Genomic DNA, 16,502 nt, shown 5'->3' on the forward strand with positions numbered 1-16,502 from the left:
AGGATGAGCACGAACTCAAAGGAAGCCATTTTGTTGGCGGCCAGGAAAATTGCCCAATCTCAGGGCTACAATGGTTTGAATTTCCGCGACCTCGCGCAAGAGGTTGGTATCAAAGCGGCGAGTATTTACTACCATTTCCCAAGCAAAGCCGAGCTGGGTGTTGCCGTTGCCAGACGATATTGGGAGGATGGCGCGCTTGCACTTGAGATGATCGAATCAGAAAGTCCCTCTCCGCTTGACGCTCTGCATCGCTTTCCTGAAATCTTCCGAAGATCGCTTGAGGCCGACAATCGTCTCTGTCTGGGCAGTTTCATGGGCGCTGAAAAAGATAATTTACCTGTTGAATTGACCAAAGAAATCCAGACCTTTGCTGATGTCAATATTGCGTGGCTAAACAAGCTTCTGCTGGCTGCGGAGGTGTGCGAATCAAGTGAGAGTGAATCCAGAGCACGCGCAATTTTCGCAGCTATTGTTGGTGCCCAGCTTTTTGCCAGAAGTCGCTCAGATATCTCGCTTTTCGATGCACTGGTCGACTCATACCGCGCGTTCGGACCTCTGCCGGCTTAGCAACTGCCAGCAATGCGGTTCCATGAACGGGCAGCTTTGCCGCATGCGCCCTCAATGCGAAGCGGCGCCCGATCGTGCATGTGCTTTTACACTCAGGAATGCATCACTTTTGCCAACGGTTCGTAACGATGAGCCCACTATCTATGCCATCTATGCTGATACGCAATGTGGGCTCTTCAGAAGAACGCTTACGTATTATCTGACCCCGCGCCTGTTAAGCTAAACCGGAAAACGATCCACCTGGCACAGGGAGTCAATTTGCGTTCTTCGTTTCATAGCGACATCCAAACTTCTTTAAGAATAGCGTTTGTGACCCATTAAGTTCCAGTCTCACAGCAGACAGAGTGCTAGCGCGCATGTCCGCTTTGTGGCAGAAGCGGACGTTGATATCCGATCATTACCTGATAACTTTAAACCGGTTTTCGCTATTATTTCAGGTTGCGCGTATATGTACGGGCAGCAGCATCATGTGTCTGGCCTGCAGAAGAATTCCACTGAAAGCCGGTCTTCGCCTCGATTCCCGGACGCAGCCGCTGCTCATCGGTGTAATCTTCCCGGGAGTGAAAAAACAACGGCGTTTCCTGCTCAATTTGACGCAGCCGGGTGGCCCACTGCTCCAGATATGCTTCTCTGTTTTCCTGCGATGTATTATCCGCCATCCATGCCATAAAAGGCAGCAGAACGTCGAAACCGGCGTAATGAAAAATGCCGTTATGGACCGGCCAGAAGATATGGTTGATATCGCCGTCCACGCCATCAGGTTCGTAAAGCGAAGAAGCGGTGCCCGTTGTGGCGCAAATCATGGCGCGTTTGCCCCTGAAGATGCCTGAATCATATTTTCGTCCGCTCTTATAGGCGAAGCCACGGGTAAACGTGCGGTCAACCCACCCCTTCATGATGGCGGGCATGCCAAACCACCACACCGGGAACTGGAAAATCATCAGATCGCACCACTGCATTTTTTCCTGCTCAGCGCGCACGTCGGGCGTGGCGCCGGTTGTGGCTTCCATCAGCTCTTGCTCTTTCGGGGCGTTAAAGAAGCCGGGATCGACGCGTTCACCGGGAATGTCATCTGCATCAAGCTGGCTTTTCCAGCCCATACGGTACAGGTCGCTGACCTGAACATCGTGTCCGGCCGCGTTCAGGGTGTTTACGGCGGCGTCTTTAAGCGCGCCGTTAAACGATTGCGGTTCCGGGTGGGCAAAAACGATAAGAACTTTCATGGATTTCTCCCTGTTGACTGACGATGGGCCTCAGCAGGCCGTCCGAATTTCGTGATAAACCACGGCCAGCCGCTGACAATGACTATGCCGCTCAGAATCAGTAATGTGCCCCAGATGAAGCCCGGCTGAGGCTGCTCGTTGAGAAACAGCATACCCGCCAGGACGCCGAAAACGGGCGTCATAAACGACAGTACGCCGAGCTGTGAGGCCAGATAAGTTTTCATCAGGCTGAACCAGGTCAGATAGCTGGCAAACCCCACGATAAAAATCTGGAAAAGCAGGTTCAGACTCCCGTTAACGCCCGGTCTGAAATGAAGCTGACCGCTGAACAGTGCGTAAAGCAGTAGTAAAATCCCGGCGCCGGTCAGCTGATAAAAGAGGGTATGTGATGCCGGAGCCTGACTCAGTGCAGTACAGCGCACCACGACAGTAGTGGCTCCCCAGGCCAGGCCAGCCAGCAGGCCCATCGCGTCACCGGTAAGCATCTTAACCACGTCACCGCTGCCGCTGTTGCCTGACAGAAACGCCACCGCAATGCCGGAAAACGCGACAAAAATACCTGCCCACTGCGCCGGTACGAGCCGCTCATCCGGATGAAACAGCTGCAGACCGACAGCGGCAAAGGCGGGGGCAGTGTAGAGAAACACGGCCATATGAGATGCGGAGGTAAAACGTAACCCTTCAGCAACAAACAGAAATTCCAGAGCAAACAGTAGCCCCACCACACATCCGGCCATCAGATATGGGCGGGACTGACGCAGTGATTCTTTTCTGCAGGTCATTACGACCAGCACAAGCAGAGCGGCAATCCCTGAACGGAGGGCAACCTGCAGTACAGGTGATATCTCATCCGCCACGCCTTTAATGGCAACCTGCTGTACACCCCATATGATGCACAGCATTGTCATTATTCCGCCTGCACGCAGGTCCGCATTTTTTCGCTTTAAAGTCACGTCACTCTCCTGAAAATTTCAGTATGGCAGTGACGCGGATAAGGCATATAGTTTGAAAAGGACATTTTATAGCGTAAAACAGCAGGGGAATATATGAGTCTCACGGCATCTGTAATGCGTAACAAAAAGCTTATTGCGCCACCCTTCACGCGGGAGTTGCCGGGCCCGGCGTGGTTCCGGGTCGCTGACATGCCCGCCGGGGCTACTTATCCGGTGCATTCACATCCGTGGGGGGAGTTTGTCTATTCCTTCAGCGGAGTCATGGAGGTCAGGCTGGAAACCGATCACCTTACTGCGCCGGCCCACTATGGGATATGGCTGCCTCCGGGGGTTGTACATGAAGGGCTGAACCGCTATTCGGCTACCCACTGTTCACTTTATCTGATGCCTGAACTTTGCCAGGGCATGCCCGAAGCGCCCTGTGCTCTGGAGGTGAATTCACTGACCATTGCCATACTTGAGCACCTTCGTATGCATCCTCTCGCCTTGCCCCTTTCACAGCAAAATCACCGTCTCCTTGATGTGCTCCGGGACCAGCTGAGAACCGCAACGCGTTACAAAAATTTTCTACCCTATTCTGATGACCCGCTGCTTACGGTTATTCTGGAAAGACTCGAAAAAAATCCTGCGGATAATATACCTCTGGCAAAGCTGGCCTCCTTATCGGGCACGACAATAAGGACGCTGAACCGAAAATGTCAGGAAGCGCTCGGTATGCCGCTGAACGAGTGGCGTCAGCGAATGCGCGTGGTTAAGGCCATACACTTACTGGAAAAGGGCGGAAAAGTGGAGAACGTGGCCTTCGAAGTGGGTTATAGCAGCGCGTCATCGTTTATTGCCATGTTTCAGCGGCAGACCGGAATAACACCTGGTCAGGCGAGCAGCGCGCAGCCTCTCTTTTGAATGCGTCATTATCGTCTACGCGAAGTCAGCCAATCCTGATTCCGATATTTCGCTGCCATTTCCGTTGCGGCAGAACGTCCGATTTTCGCTCTAAGCAGACCTGCTACCGGTCTCGGTCCGCTTTGTGCCAGAAGCGGACGTTACTAATATCATGGTGTATTTATCAACGGGGAGCAGGTCAGCTCCAAATGGACATAGCACCGCAGAAACGCGCAAAGGGCGGCTGCGATGTTGCGGCTAAGTAGATTTTTGTTAAAAGCTGTACCTCACATACAGAATCAGTGCATGCTTCATGTCAAAACTTCACAGGCAGTGAAACTTATAAACAAGGAATTTACACGTGATTGACTTTACTCGCCTTGTCGAGCGCTATGAACAGCTCAACTCCCTGCTACGGCCTCCTGAAAATATCGTCGAAAAGCAACTTAATGAGTTGTATATCAAGGCATATAAACCAAAAACGACTGTAGATGAGGTTCTTATCGTGTACCACGGTGGTGGGGTTAACTCTGACGCGGGGTACGAAATATTTGCTCAACAGTTAAGTTACACTCTGCCCGTCTGTGTTTGTCTTGTAGATATCCGTGGGCACGGTCGTTCGGCTGGGATCCGGGGAGATGCTTCAAGCCCTGATCAAATCTGGTGGGATGTTGATGCCGTCATTGATTATGTACGAGCCTGTTTCATTGATGCCAGGATTCACGTGCCTGGGCACTCCAGTGGCGGCGGCATGCTGATAAATTACTTCACTAAACACTCTCTATCGCGGGTTGTTGAAGGCCTGATCCTGCTTGCCCCTGCATTAGGCCCTTTTTCACCATCAAATCTGAACCGCGATTTTTCCATTCCCTTTGCATCAGTTAACCACTGGCCCTTCATAATCAATGCAGTAAGTGCGGGGTTTCTTTGTGGACGTCTTACGGGAGTAAAGCTTCATTTCCCCTGTGAGATAATCAATTCGAGGCCTGACTTTGTTCAGACATATAGCGTTAATATGGCTAATGCCCTCACCCCCCGCAATCCTGAAAAGCAACTTAGAGAGATCTCTATTCCAGTAAAAATCATGCTTGCTGAGCATGATGAACTGTTTGATGTAAGCCGAATGGATGAGTTTTTCAGGAGCTGCACCAATCCAAATATAAGCTGTCAGGTTGTGGAAAATAGTACGCATCTCGATTGTATTTTTGAGATAACGGATAGTATAAGGGAACACTTCACTGACCTGGCTTCAGAAATGTGATGCCTGAAAAGGAGTGTTTCGCTCGCGGTCGGGGTTGGGTTGTCTGTCGGGTGACGCAACCATCATGACTCACTGCGATAAAGTTCCAGCATCAGGCAAATCAGAGCGCGTGATTCGCAGTAGAGTAACTGCCCCGCGTTCTATTTATACAGACCACCTGTTTCGACGGTGAGCGGCTAAAACCGCCCTATGAGATGCCGGCCATCAGACATAGCCCATCATTTTTAACAGCGACTGCACCTGATTCATCGCTTCGCTGCGATGGGTGACACCCAGCTTCTGATAGAGATTGCGGATGTGGGTTTTGATGGTAGTCGACGCGACTGCCAGCTCACCGGCGATTTGATCGTTGCTGTAGCCGGAATAGATCAGCCCCAGCACCTGCCATTCACGCTGCGTCAGCGGGCTGGTTCGAATCAGTTCCGGCACGTCAGGATGGTTGAGTAACCGGCTGACAAAACCTTCATCGAAATGGGCGAATTTGTGACGGTGATATTTGTTGATCTCCAGCAGGATGCGGCGGGCGCGATGGCTGTCCAGCTCATTCAGGGTATTTAACTGAATCAGCTGACGTAGTTGCTGCGCCATCATCTCGCCTTCAATCACAAAATGGCTGATAAAGCCGGTGCTGCGCGCCAGTTTCAGCGCGTCAATCAGCACGCGCTGCGCCTCCGCTTTGCGGTTGGTCTGCCAGTAGATCTGATTCAGCAGCAGCAGGTTACGGTTTAAGTCGCTCATCAGACGCAGGGCGCGGGCATTTTCATTCAGCTCCTCCAGCACCACTTCCGCCTGGCTGACGTCACCCAGCAGGATCTGCGCGCGGGCGATGTTCCGCCACTGCCCCTGCAAAAAATGGTTGTTGGCGAAGGCGGGCTTGGGTGTCTGTCGCATCCAGTCGCGGGCGTTCTGACTGTCGCCGGTCATCTGCCAGTAGATCACCCGGACTTTATCGGCATTAGCGATCCAGTCGCTGTGCCAGTTGCCATTATTCAGCAGATTTTCCAGCCGGTTCAGATAGCTGCGGGCGTTATCAATGTTGCCGCGCGCGAGGGAGCACTGCACCAGCAGCCCCAGACACTGAATCTGCTGTTGCGGCTGGTAACCGTTCAGCACGTTGATCCCTTCGCGGGCCGCCTGCTCCGCTTCTTCCAGTCGGCCCCAGGCCCATAGCAGCTGAGCGCGAATGCGCAGCAGAAACTCATGCAGCGGGAACTGTGCCAGATGCTGCTCTTCTACCAGTACAAAGGCGCGGCTCTGGATCTCATAGGCGGCCTGCAAAAAGCCCTGCGCAAACAGAATCTCGCTCTGCTGAATCATGCTCCAGAGCGCGTAGTGCCACACTTCATCACGACGGGCCATCTGTTCAGTCTGCCGCATCAGCTTGAGTGAATCGTCCAGCTCGCCTTTGCAGTGCATCACTTCGCCATGTACGGAGGTCGCCACAATGCGGCTGTAGTGACGGCTGGCTGGCAGCGTGTCGAGCGCCACTTTGGCCAGCCGCTCCGCTTCATCAGTATTGCCATCGTTGATCGCCACCTGAGCACGCAACGCATTAAATTCACCGCGAAGGGCCGCATCGATCTCGCAGCGGCTGGCCTGCTCAAAGCGGGCCAGCAGACTGTCCACTTCAGAGAAACGATGCTGAGTCTGCATCAGCCACGCCTGCAGCAGCACCAGCATCGGGTTCTCCAGCATCATCTCCCACGGCAGCGCTTTCAGGGAATTCTCCAGCAGCGGCAGCTCACTCTGATTAAACAGCGTCCAGGCATGCTTCAGCAGCACGTCCCGCAGCATGGATGCATCACCGGAGGCGAGTGCATGATGAATCGCCTCGCCAGGAAAACCCTGCGCCATCCAGCTCTCGGCCGCAGCCCGATGCAGCACAGGCAGCTCCGCCGCCAGTTCCCATTGACAGCGTTGGCGCAGGAAGTTACCAAACAGTGGGTGGTAGCTGAACCAGCAGCCGGAGTCGTCCATGCGCTGCAGAAATAGCCCCTGCCGCTCGATCTCTTCCAGCCGCATCTGACCGTTCTCTTCACGGGTCACGCAGGCAATCAGCTCATCGTTCATTGAACGCAGCAGCGCGGTTTTCAGTAAGAAGTGGCGGGTGGGCAGATCGACATTATCCAGCACCTCTTCCACCAGATAGTCGGCAAGATGGCTGGCATTAATGCCGGAGAGACGCCGGGCGGAATGCTGAGCCGAACTGGCACCCTGTCGCGCCGACAGCACGATCAGTTGCAGTGCTGTCGCCCAGCCCGCAACATCATCACAGAGTCGGCTGCTCTCGTCGCTTTCCAGCGGTGCCGCCAGCCGGCAGTCAAAAAACTGCTGGGCCTCCTGATGGGTAAAAGCGAGCTGCTGGCTGCCCAGCTCTATCAGTTGCTCACGCACCCGCAGGTTAGCGATACCGAGCTGCGGCAGATTACGTGACATCAGAATCAGCGTCAGATTTTCAGGCTGATGGCGCAGGAAAAAGCGCATCGCGTCGTGAATCGCCGGATTGGTGATCAGATGGTAATCATCAACAATCAGCCACAGCGGCTGCTGCCACTCCACCAGCTCAATAAAGAGCTGAGAAAACAGCGCATTGAGATTCACATATTGCCGCTTCTGCGCCAGCAGTTCACTGCGGGGACAGCCGCCGTGAGTGGCCTGTTGCAGTGCCGCAATCAGGTAATCGGCAAAGCGCTCTGGCTGATTATCGCCCTCATCTAAAGAAACCCAGCCCAGATCGCTTTTGCTCGCCGCCCACTGCGACACCAAAGTGGTTTTACCGTAGCCCGCAGGACTGGTGACCAGCACCAGCCGATAGTTACCGGCAGCGGTGAGCTTTTGGAGCAATCTTTCACGGATGACGGTGCCCTGAAGACGGACCGGGCGACTGAGTTTGGCGGGTATTAGCATGGGCGCGCGTTTCTCCATTCGTCGAGCGCATCATTATTTTACGCTTCGTAATTATTCCTTACACAGGTTCAGCATTTCGTCTGATGAATGCAAGCAAACCCATTAACTAAACTTTACAAAAGCGTGCGCTATCACACTCCTTCACCGATTTAGGAATTGCCTCATCCTCTCCACCCTCCCTATCCTCCTGCGCTAATTCTTTTCGGGAGGATGAGCGTAAGTTTCCTCACGGGCAGACTGTCGTCACATTGACCCATTTTCTGTTTTTACAGGACATCAACCATGACACAGCCCGAATTCAACCCGCTTCAGTTCAATGCTGCCCTGACCCGTCAGTGGCAGCGTTTTGGCCTGCGCGATGCGCAGGAGATGACACATGCACAGTGGTGGCAGGCACTCAGCGGTGCACTGGCCGACATGCTGGCCGCGCAGCCTGCTCCCCCAGCCCCGACAGAACTGCGTCATGTGAACTATCTGTCGATGGAGTTTCTGATGGGTCGCCTGACCGGCAATAACCTTCTGAATCTGGGCTGGTATAACGCGGTTAACGACGCGCTCTCTGAGTGGAATATTTCACTGACCGACGTGCTGGAAAATGAAACCGATCCGGCGCTGGGGAACGGCGGCCTGGGTCGTCTGGCGGCCTGTTTTCTGGATTCCATGGCGAATGTGGGTCAGCCCGCTACTGGCTACGGTCTGAACTATCAGTATGGTCTGTTTCGCCAGCGTTTTGAACAGGGCGCGCAGGTCGAAGGGCCGGATGACTGGCAGCGCGATAGCTATCCGTGGTTTAACCATAACGCCGCGCTGAACGTGCGTGTCGGACTGGGCGGTAAAGTGGTGACGGTTGCGGGTCAGCCGCAGTGGCAACCGGCGTTTGAGCTGCTCGGCGAAGCCTGGGATTTGCCGGTAGTCGGTTTTGAGAATGGCATCAGCCAGCCACTGCGTTTGTGGCAGGCGAAACATGCTCAGCCGTTCAACCTCAGCCGCTTTAACGACGGCGATTTTCTGCGTGCGGAGCAACAGGGCATTGATGCAGAAAAACTCACCAAAGTGCTCTACCCCAATGACAATCATCAGAACGGTAAAAAACTGCGTCTGATGCAGCAATATTTTCAGTGCGCCTGTGCGCTGGCAGACATTCTGCGTCGCCACCATCTGGCCGGACGCAGCATCGAAACGCTGGCCGATCACGAAGTCATCCAGCTGAACGACACCCATCCGACGCTGGCGATTCCGGAGCTGATGCGTCTGCTGCTGGATGAGCATCAACTTAGCTGGGAGCGCGCGTGGCAGATCACCCAGCATACCTTTGCCTACACCAATCACACGCTGATGCCGGAGGCGCTGGAGTGCTGGGATGTGCGCCTGGTGCGCAGTCTGCTGCCGCGCCATATGATGATCATTAATACTCTGAATGCGCAGCTGAAAACGGCTGTCACATCGCGCTGGCCGGACGATGACGCAAAATGGGGGAAACTGGCGCTGGTGCACAATAACCAGCTCCGCATGGCCAACCTTTGCGTCACCAGTGGCTTCGCGGTCAATGGTGTCGCGGCGCTGCACTCGAAACTGGTGGTACAGGATCTCTTCCCGGAATATCACCAGATGTGGCCGGAGAAATTCCATAACGTGACCAATGGCATTACACCGCGCCGCTGGATTAATCAGTGCAACCCGGCGCTGAGTGCGCTGATTAGCCGAACGCTGCAAAAGCCCTGGCTGAACGATCTTGATGCCCTGCAGGGGCTGGAAGCCTTTGCGGATGACGCCACGTTCCGCGCGGAATATCGCACCATCAAACAGCAGAATAAACAGGCGCTGGTCGGCTGGATCAAAAACCGGACCGGCATCGAAATCGACCCCACCGCGCTGTTTGATGTGCAGATTAAGCGCCTGCATGAATACAAACGTCAGCATCTGAGCCTGCTGCACATCATTGCGCTGTGGCAGACACTGGTCACCGATCCGCAGGCGAACCGCGTACCGCGCGTGGTGCTGTTTGGCGCCAAAGCCGCACCAGGTTATGCGCTGGCAAAAAACATCATCTACGCCATCAACAAAGTGGCCGAGGTGATCAACCAGGATCCGCGCATCGGCGACCGCCTGAAGGTGGTGTTTATTCCCGATTACAACGTCTCCGTCGCCGAGCGGCTGATTCCGGCCGCTGACCTTTCTGAACAGATCTCAACTGCCGGTAAAGAAGCCTCCGGCACCGGTAACATGAAACTGGCGCTTAACGGTGCCCTGACCATCGGCACACTTGATGGGGCGAATGTTGAGATCGCTGAGCAGGTGGGCAGTGAAAACATCTTTATTTTCGGGCATACCGTGGAACAGGTGGTGGCCTTAAAAGCCAGTGGCTATGCTCCGGCGCAGTGGCGCAAAAAAGATCCGCAGCTCAATCAGGTGTTACAGGCACTGGAAGATGGCACCTTCAGTCAGGGCGATCTTCACGCTTTTGACGCAATGCTGCACAGTCTCGGCCCGGAAGGCGGCGATCCTTATCTGGTGCTGGCAGACTTCCAGCCCTACCTGCACGCGCAGGCGCAGGTTGAGCTGCTGTGGAGCGATCAGGAAGCCTGGACACGTGCCACCATCCTCAATACCGCACGCTGTGGCATGTTCAGCTCCGATCGCGCAATCCGCGATTATCAGCAACGCATCTGGCAAGCGAAACGCTAAGGAATGCCATGAAAACAGAACCTGTTATGGATGATTTTTCCCTGGCAGGCATCGCCGCTGAGTATATCAATGCTCACGGCAAGCCTCAGGCGATCCCAACCCTGACCCGCCAGCGTTTGCTGGCGGTGATGCAGCCTCCCCCTGCGCTGAGCACACCGCTGCCACCGGTGGTGATTTTCCGCAGCGGCGATCTGCTGAGCCTGTCGCCACAGCTGATTGACGATGCCCACTGGCATCTCACCCGCGAGTCGGGTGAGATCAGCTCGGGCCGCTGCCAGCCCGCGCAGCCGCTGCATCTGCCGCCGCTGCCCGAAGGCTATCATCAGCTGACGCTGCAACAGGGCGCGCAGCAGTGGTCGTGCCGGGTGATTATCGCCCCGGCCCGCTGTTATGAACCACCAGCCCTGCTGGCAGGTGAATCCCTGTGGGGCGCCTGCGTGCAGCTTTACACCCTGCGCTCCGCGCAGAACTGGGGCGTTGGCGACTTTGGCGATCTGCGCCGGATGCTGCCGGACGTCGCCGCACGTGGTGGCGCGTTTATCGGCCTTAATCCAGTCCATGCGCTGTTTCCCTCCAGCCCGGAAAGCGCCAGTCCTTACAGCCCTTCGTCACGGCGCTGGCTTAATGTGCTCTACATCGATGTCAGTGCGGTCACTGACTTCCAGTTGAGCGTGGCTGCGCAGGCCTGGTGGCAACAGCCCGAAACGCAGCAGACGCTGGAGCAGGCACGCGCAACTGAATGGGTCGATTATGCAGCGGTAACCCGACTCAAAATTCAGGCGTTAAGCCTGGCCTGGCCGCAGTTTACCCAGCGCGATGCCGCCGATCCTGAGGTGCAGGCATTTACCGCATTTATCCGTGAGGGTGGCGAAAGCTTGCAGCATCAGGCGCTGTTTGATGCGCTGCATGCCGACCAGATAGCGCAGGATAGCGGGCGCTGGGGCTGGCCAGTGTGGCCGGAGGCGTTTCAGAGTCCTGGCAGTCCGGCCGTAAAGACCTTCCTGGCGCAACATCAGGATCAGGTGCGCTTCTGGCTCTGGCTGCAGTGGCTGGCCGCGCAGCAGTTTGAAAGCTGCTGGGACGTCTGTCAGCAGCAGCAGATGCCCATCGGACTTTACCGCGATCTGGCGGTAGGTGTCGCACAGGGTGGCGCAGAGACCTGGAGCGAGCGCGATCTCTACTGTATGAATGCCAGCATCGGTGCGCCACCCGATATTCTCGGCCCACGCGGACAGGACTGGGGATTACCGCCCATGGATCCGCAGGTGATGCGACAGCGCGCCTGGGAGCCGTGGATCGCCCTGCTACGCGCCAACATGCGCCACTGCGGCGCGCTGCGTATCGATCATGTGATGGCGCTGATGCGGCTGTGGTGGATCCCGGCCGGTGAAAGCGCAATGCACGGGGCTTATGTGCACTATCCCATCGACGATATGCTGGCGATTCTGGCACTGGAAAGCCAGCGTCATCGCTGCATGGTGATTGGTGAAGACCTGGGCACCGTTCCGGAAGCGATTGTCGATAAGCTGAGGGATGGGGGCGTTTACTCCTACAAGGTGCTCTGGTTCGAACAGACCTCAGAAACCGGTTTTCGCCCGCCCGCCAGCTGGCCACGGCAGGCAATGGCTGTCGCCACCACGCATGACCTCCCGACACTGCGTGGCTGGTGGCAAAGTAACGATCTGACAACCGGCGCACAACTCGGTCTCTATCCGGACAAGGTGGTGCTGGCCGGGCTGTATCAGGATCGGCTTCGGGCTAAGCAGGCGCTGCTGAACAGTCTGCATCGGGTCGGCGCGCTGCCGAAACGTGCCGGACGCGATGCACGCCACACCGGCATGAGCAAAGCGTTAAACCGGGCGATGCAGCGCTATCTGGCAGACAGTCACAGCGCCCTGCTGGGCCTGCAACCAGAGGACTGGCTGGACATGGCCGCGCCGGTGAACATTCCCGGCACCAGTGATGAATATCCGAACTGGCGACGCAAGTTGAGCGTGCCGCTGGAGGCGCTATTCAGTGATTCGCAGACCGAAGGGTTGTTGCGCGATTTGACGGCACGACGGAAGGGGTCAGTGCGGAATTAAGCACTGACGTTCAGAACTCAGGAAGTATAAACCCTGGAACTATTCCAGGGTTTTAGAATCCGTTAGCTAACCTGGTTAGCATGACAACGCTCACCCCTCAACGTTCTCCTGACCGGCAACGTTAAGTAAGATCGGTTAAGGTCTCAACCCATTACATCCATGATTTACACGCCAAAAAAAGGTGCGCCAGAGCGCACCAGATGGAACAACATCAACAGTGTCGGGGCAGCTTCACCCCTTGCCTTTAACACTACTGATAAAGGTTTGCCGTGCAGAGGTAGACCCCAGCCGCTCGGCTTCATCCAGCAGTTTCAGCGCCTTGTCAATATTGCCGCTGTTCACCGCCTGGGTAATCTTCTGGTTAAAGTAACTCTCGGTGTCGCTCATGATCGGTTCCGCACGGGCTTTTGGCGCGGGCACGGCGGACGGTGCCGGTGCTGCGCTGTACGCTGCCGCTGGTGCGGTATTGCCGACGGTGACTGCACTCGCACCGGATGAACCAAACAGCGGCCCGACCAGGATCGAGGAGCCGGAACTGGTCTGCATCTTCAGCTTAATGGTGCCTTCGCGGCTGTGGCTGGCGACCGGATCGGGAATATCCGGTACCGCATGGCCGGTGCCCTGGGCGTAAGCCTTGGCCGGATCAAGCAACGTGGTGGTCTGGGTCAGATCGCTGTCGGTGGTGAACACCAGCAGGTAAATTTTTTGCTGGCCCAGCGCCGGGGTTAATTTCATCACCCCTTCCAGCCGATCTGCCGCCATCACGCCCGGCTTCTGATAGGTAAAGTAGCGGCTCGGGAACCAGGCCGCTGGGCGCAGGTTTTCGTCCAGCACCAGCACGTTAGGTGCGAAAACCTGACCGTTCGCCACTTCACTACTCAGCGTCAGCGTCAGTTCGCCGATATTCGCTGGCAGACTGTAAGCCGCGACCGGCCCGGCAATGTGGGGTGCATTCAGCGTCTGTCCGCTGTTGGCGAGTTTTGTGGTCTGCGTCTGAGAGGCCGCCAGCGGCTGCCAGCTCAGGCGTTGCAGAGATTCAGGTGCGACGACCGGTGCGGAAGAGAGATCCTGCGGCACCAGATTGACCTCCGCCAGGGCGGGAAGCGTGTGTCCTGTCAGTAACGCCGCCGTCAGGCAGAGTGCAGCCAGTTTTTTCATTTTCATTATGTGTACCTTATTGCAGGTCGCGGCGTGAACCAGGCAATGGCACACCGCGACCAAAGAGATCCATCAGGCGCGATTCCGCGCCCGTCAGAAAAGGTTCTGGCTTACCACCAGATTTCCATCTGCGCGCCGAAGGTCACTTCGTCATCGTTGCCACGGCTGTTGGTCAGGATGCCGTTGCCGGTGGAGTCCGCCGAGGCGAAGGAGGTGAGATCGCCGGCGTTATCTTTGCTGTAGCCCCACTTCTCATCCCATTTGGCGTAGGTTGCGAACAAACGCAGCGCCGGACGTGACCAGATGCTGTCACCGGCCTGCCACTGCTGTGCCAGCGTCACTTTGTACTGGCCGTTGCGCTCGTTTGCCTGCTGCGATTTGACGTTGTCGTAGCCCAGCTCCAGCAGGGTGCTCATGATTGGCGTCCATTTGTACATTGGTCGGACACCCACGGTGTACCACTCGGTGCCACGGTTGTTGTCCAGATCGATGTTCTGATACATGGCGACGTACATCAGGTCCCAGCGTTCCGCCAGCGAGATGGCGCCGTGATCGAGAACGCGGTACATGTCACCGTTGTTATTGATATTGGTGCCCTGCGGTACGCCTTTGCCCTGCGAGGTCATCGCGTCGGTGGCGTATTGCAGCACAAATTTGTTGTAGCCTTTCAGCATGCTCTGGGTATGTTCAGCCGTGAACATCCAGCCATCTTTAGAGGCGCCATCTTCAATACGGTAGCCATCACGGGCATTAGCACGACCATAATCGACACCCAGCTCGAGCACGCCGTTCGGGTTGGTTTCCATTCCAGCCAGACGCACATCAAACACGTCGTTGGCGGTGCTGGTGGCGAAGTCACGGATACGATCGCTGGAGAAGGTATAAGAGCCGCCCGCTTCAGACGAACGGGTTGCGGCGAAAGAGAGCTTACCGAAGCCGAGATCCACATCTTCCAGACCCGCGCCCGGACCCGAGATATCCCAGTAGTAGAAGTCGATCATGTGAACGTCATGACGCTGATAGAAACGCTTACCGGCCCAGATGGTTGAACCTGGCAGTGCATCGATCAGATTTTTACCTTTGACGTTGGCTTCACGGAACGCGGGTGAGGTTGCCTCCCAGTCATTCTGCTGCGCCACGGAGTAAGCTACGTTGGTGTCGAAATAGAAGCTTTTGTCGCCCTCTTTCCACACTTCCTGGCCTAATTTCAATTCGGCATAGGTTTCACATTCGTTGCCCAGACGGTACTTACTTTGGGCGCCAGTGGCCTGGAAACATTGCTGTTCGCCACCGCTACCGGTCCAGCCAATGCCGGAACGGGCGTAACCGGTAAAATCAACCGCCATCGTCGGGGCGGAGAGGGTTCCCACCGCGACGGCAACGGCGATGGGAAGTTTGCGCAGAGTTAACATTTTCTATCTCCTGAGGTCATTGCTTTTATTGTTTTTTGGCAGGGCTATACACCCGGCTCCTGATACAGCCTGCGGCACGCGCTCCCGTCCTCGCGGAACAGGTGACAACGCTCTGGCGGCAGGCCAATACCGAGGATGGCGCCCTCTTTTACCAGCACGACGTCTTCCTGGCGGTAGACCAGGTTCTGACGGATAGCGGGAATCTCGATGTGGATCTGTGTTTCATGCCCCAGCTGTTCCACCACCTGCACTTCCCCTTCAAGGGTGACGTCGGCGATATCGCTGGAGAGCAGATGTTCCGGGCGAATGCCCAGTGACATATTGCTGCCAACCTGAACCCCGGCACTGTCAACCGGCAGCCACACCAGTTGCTGATTAGGCAACCGCACCTGAACCTGGTCGATGGCGGTGGCGGTCACTTTGACCGGCAGGAAATTCATTTTTGGTGATCCGATAAACCCGGCAACAAAGCGGTTGGCGGGATAGTGGTAGAGTTCAAGCGGCTTGCCGACCTGCGCAATACGCCCGGCATCCAGCACCACGATCTTGTCAGCCAGCGTCATCGCTTCGATCTGATCGTGGGTGACATAAATCATGGTGCGCTTCAGGCGCTTATGGAGACGGGAGATCTCGATCCGCATCTGGACGCGCAGCGCGGCATCGAGGTTCGACAGCGGTTCATCCAGCAGAAATACGCGCGGTTCCGCCACCAGCGTGCGGCCAATCGCCACGCGCTGACGCTGCCCCCCAGACAGGGCTTTGGGGCGGCGATCGAGCAGGTGCGCCAGTTGCAGAATTTCTGCCACCTGATTAACGCGCTGATGAATTTCCGCTTTTTTCACTCCGGCCAGCTTCAGGCCAAAGGACATGTTCTCCGCCACCGACAGATGGGGATAAAGCGCATAGGACTGAAACACCATGCCAATGCCGCGTTCAGCAGGTGGTACGTCATTCATGCGCTGGTCGCCGATTAACAGCTCGCCGCTGGTGATGGTCTCCAGTCCGGCAATCATGCGCAGCAGCGTCGATTTGCCACAGCCTGATGGGCCGACGAAAACTACAAATTCCCCTTCACGAATGGTGAGATCGATATCTTTCGACACCACCGTATCGCCCCAGGCTTTCGTGACATTGCGTAACACAACGCTCGCCATGATCCCTTCCCTCTTAGCTGCATAGTCGTGTCTGCTCAGCGGCAGACGGGTTCCGGGGCTCACTATGCGAGAGGAAACAATCGGTAACATCCTCCGCCATAACGCAAACTACTGGGGGAGGAGGCGGGAGGAGGAGAAACGCGGGCTGACGCCCCGGCCCAGGGGCTGCCGCGCTTTTTTGTGATCGCTAACGCAGACCCGAGGGATTTTTTGCCG

The 16,502-nt window shown here is 56.2% G+C and carries 11 protein-coding genes; 5 read left to right on the plus strand and 6 right to left on the minus strand.

Annotation, left to right across the window (positions count from 1 at the left end; translation table 11 throughout):
- Window positions 1-3: 3 nt before the first annotated feature.
- Window positions 4-567, plus strand: a complete 564-nt coding sequence (locus ACR8BF_RS20010) for a TetR/AcrR family transcriptional regulator (protein ID WP_008924796.1) — start codon at window positions 4-6, stop codon at window positions 565-567.
- Between the two features lie 428 nt (window positions 568-995).
- Here the strand turns inward: ACR8BF_RS20010 and ACR8BF_RS20015 are convergent, their stop codons facing one another.
- Together ACR8BF_RS20015 and ACR8BF_RS20020 are read right to left on the minus strand one after the other, a co-directional pair.
- A complete protein-coding gene (locus ACR8BF_RS20015; RefSeq protein WP_434745998.1) occupies window positions 996-1,790 on the minus strand; it encodes an NAD(P)H-dependent oxidoreductase in 795 nt (264 codons plus the stop codon).
- Window positions 1,787-2,692, minus strand: a complete 906-nt coding sequence (locus ACR8BF_RS20020; RefSeq protein ID WP_313535881.1) for a DMT family transporter — start codon at window positions 2,690-2,692, stop codon at window positions 1,787-1,789. The genes ACR8BF_RS20015 and ACR8BF_RS20020 overlap by 4 nt, the downstream gene beginning before the upstream one ends.
- 144 nt (window positions 2,693-2,836) lie before the next feature.
- Between ACR8BF_RS20020 and ACR8BF_RS20025 the strand changes: the two genes are divergently transcribed.
- Both ACR8BF_RS20025 and ACR8BF_RS20030 read left to right on the plus strand, forming a co-directional pair.
- The gene (locus ACR8BF_RS20025) at window positions 2,837-3,646 is read left to right on the plus strand and encodes an AraC family transcriptional regulator (RefSeq protein ID WP_218928191.1); all 810 of its coding nucleotides are present in this window, start codon (window positions 2,837-2,839) and stop codon (window positions 3,644-3,646) included.
- 340 nt (window positions 3,647-3,986) lie between these two features.
- Complete coding sequence (locus ACR8BF_RS20030; RefSeq protein ID WP_434745999.1) at window positions 3,987-4,886, plus strand: alpha/beta hydrolase; 900 nt, start codon at window positions 3,987-3,989, stop codon at window positions 4,884-4,886.
- 204 nt (window positions 4,887-5,090) lie between these two features.
- Here the strand turns inward: ACR8BF_RS20030 and malT are convergent, their stop codons facing one another.
- A complete protein-coding gene (malT, locus tag ACR8BF_RS20035) occupies window positions 5,091-7,793 on the minus strand; it encodes an HTH-type transcriptional regulator MalT (RefSeq protein WP_434746000.1) in 2,703 nt (900 codons plus the stop codon).
- A gap of 282 nt (window positions 7,794-8,075) precedes the next feature.
- Between malT and malP the strand changes: the two genes are divergently transcribed.
- Both malP and malQ read left to right on the plus strand, forming a co-directional pair.
- Window positions 8,076-10,478 carry a maltodextrin phosphorylase gene (malP, locus tag ACR8BF_RS20040; RefSeq protein ID WP_179897938.1) on the plus strand — a complete coding sequence of 801 codons (2,403 nt, stop codon included), beginning with the start codon at window positions 8,076-8,078 and terminating at the stop codon, window positions 10,476-10,478.
- An 8-nt stretch (window positions 10,479-10,486) separates the two neighbouring features.
- Window positions 10,487-12,562, plus strand: coding sequence for a 4-alpha-glucanotransferase (gene malQ, locus ACR8BF_RS20045; protein WP_434746001.1), 2,076 nt, complete (start codon window positions 10,487-10,489; stop codon window positions 12,560-12,562).
- Between the two features lie 231 nt (window positions 12,563-12,793).
- On the opposite strand, the gene malM is transcribed toward malQ, so the two are convergent.
- From malM to malK, 3 genes are all read right to left on the minus strand, one after another.
- Window positions 12,794-13,726: a maltose operon protein MalM gene (malM, locus tag ACR8BF_RS20050; RefSeq protein ID WP_434746002.1), complete on the minus strand. Its 933-nt coding sequence runs from the start codon at window positions 13,724-13,726 to the stop codon at window positions 12,794-12,796.
- 104 nt (window positions 13,727-13,830) lie between these two features.
- Window positions 13,831-15,132, minus strand: coding sequence for a maltoporin (locus ACR8BF_RS20055; RefSeq protein ID WP_313701891.1), 1,302 nt, complete (start codon window positions 15,130-15,132; stop codon window positions 13,831-13,833).
- A gap of 44 nt (window positions 15,133-15,176) precedes the next feature.
- On the minus strand, window positions 15,177-16,286 hold the full coding sequence (gene malK, locus ACR8BF_RS20060; protein WP_179897946.1) for a maltose/maltodextrin ABC transporter ATP-binding protein MalK: 1,110 nt from the start codon (window positions 16,284-16,286) through the stop codon (window positions 15,177-15,179).
- Between the last annotated feature and the right edge of the window lie 216 nt (window positions 16,287-16,502).

The organism is Candidatus Pantoea rara, from assembly GCF_051136265.1.
Classification (GTDB): domain Bacteria; phylum Pseudomonadota; class Gammaproteobacteria; order Enterobacterales; family Enterobacteriaceae; genus Pantoea; species Pantoea rara.

Excerpts from the sequence above, each read along its gene's own strand:
- malM (WP_434746002.1), bottom strand. The coding sequence starts at position 13,726 with ATGAAAATGAAAAAACTGGCTGCACTCTGCCTGACGGCGGCGTTACTG.
- malP (WP_179897938.1), top strand. The coding sequence starts at position 8,076 with ATGACACAGCCCGAATTCAACCCGCTTCAGTTCAATGCTGCCCTGACC.
- ACR8BF_RS20015 (WP_434745998.1), bottom strand. The coding sequence starts at position 1,790 with ATGAAAGTTCTTATCGTTTTTGCCCACCCGGAACCGCAATCGTTTAAC.
- ACR8BF_RS20010 (WP_008924796.1), top strand. The coding sequence starts at position 4 with ATGAGCACGAACTCAAAGGAAGCCATTTTGTTGGCGGCCAGGAAAATT.
- malQ (WP_434746001.1), top strand. The coding sequence starts at position 10,487 with ATGAAAACAGAACCTGTTATGGATGATTTTTCCCTGGCAGGCATCGCC.
- malT (WP_434746000.1), bottom strand. The coding sequence starts at position 7,793 with ATGCTAATACCCGCCAAACTCAGTCGCCCGGTCCGTCTTCAGGGCACC.
- ACR8BF_RS20020 (WP_313535881.1), bottom strand. The coding sequence starts at position 2,692 with ATGCTGTGCATCATATGGGGTGTACAGCAGGTTGCCATTAAAGGCGTG.
- malK (WP_179897946.1), bottom strand. The coding sequence starts at position 16,286 with ATGGCGAGCGTTGTGTTACGCAATGTCACGAAAGCCTGGGGCGATACG.
- ACR8BF_RS20025 (WP_218928191.1), top strand. The coding sequence starts at position 2,837 with ATGAGTCTCACGGCATCTGTAATGCGTAACAAAAAGCTTATTGCGCCA.
- ACR8BF_RS20055 (WP_313701891.1), bottom strand. The coding sequence starts at position 15,132 with ATGTTAACTCTGCGCAAACTTCCCATCGCCGTTGCCGTCGCGGTGGGA.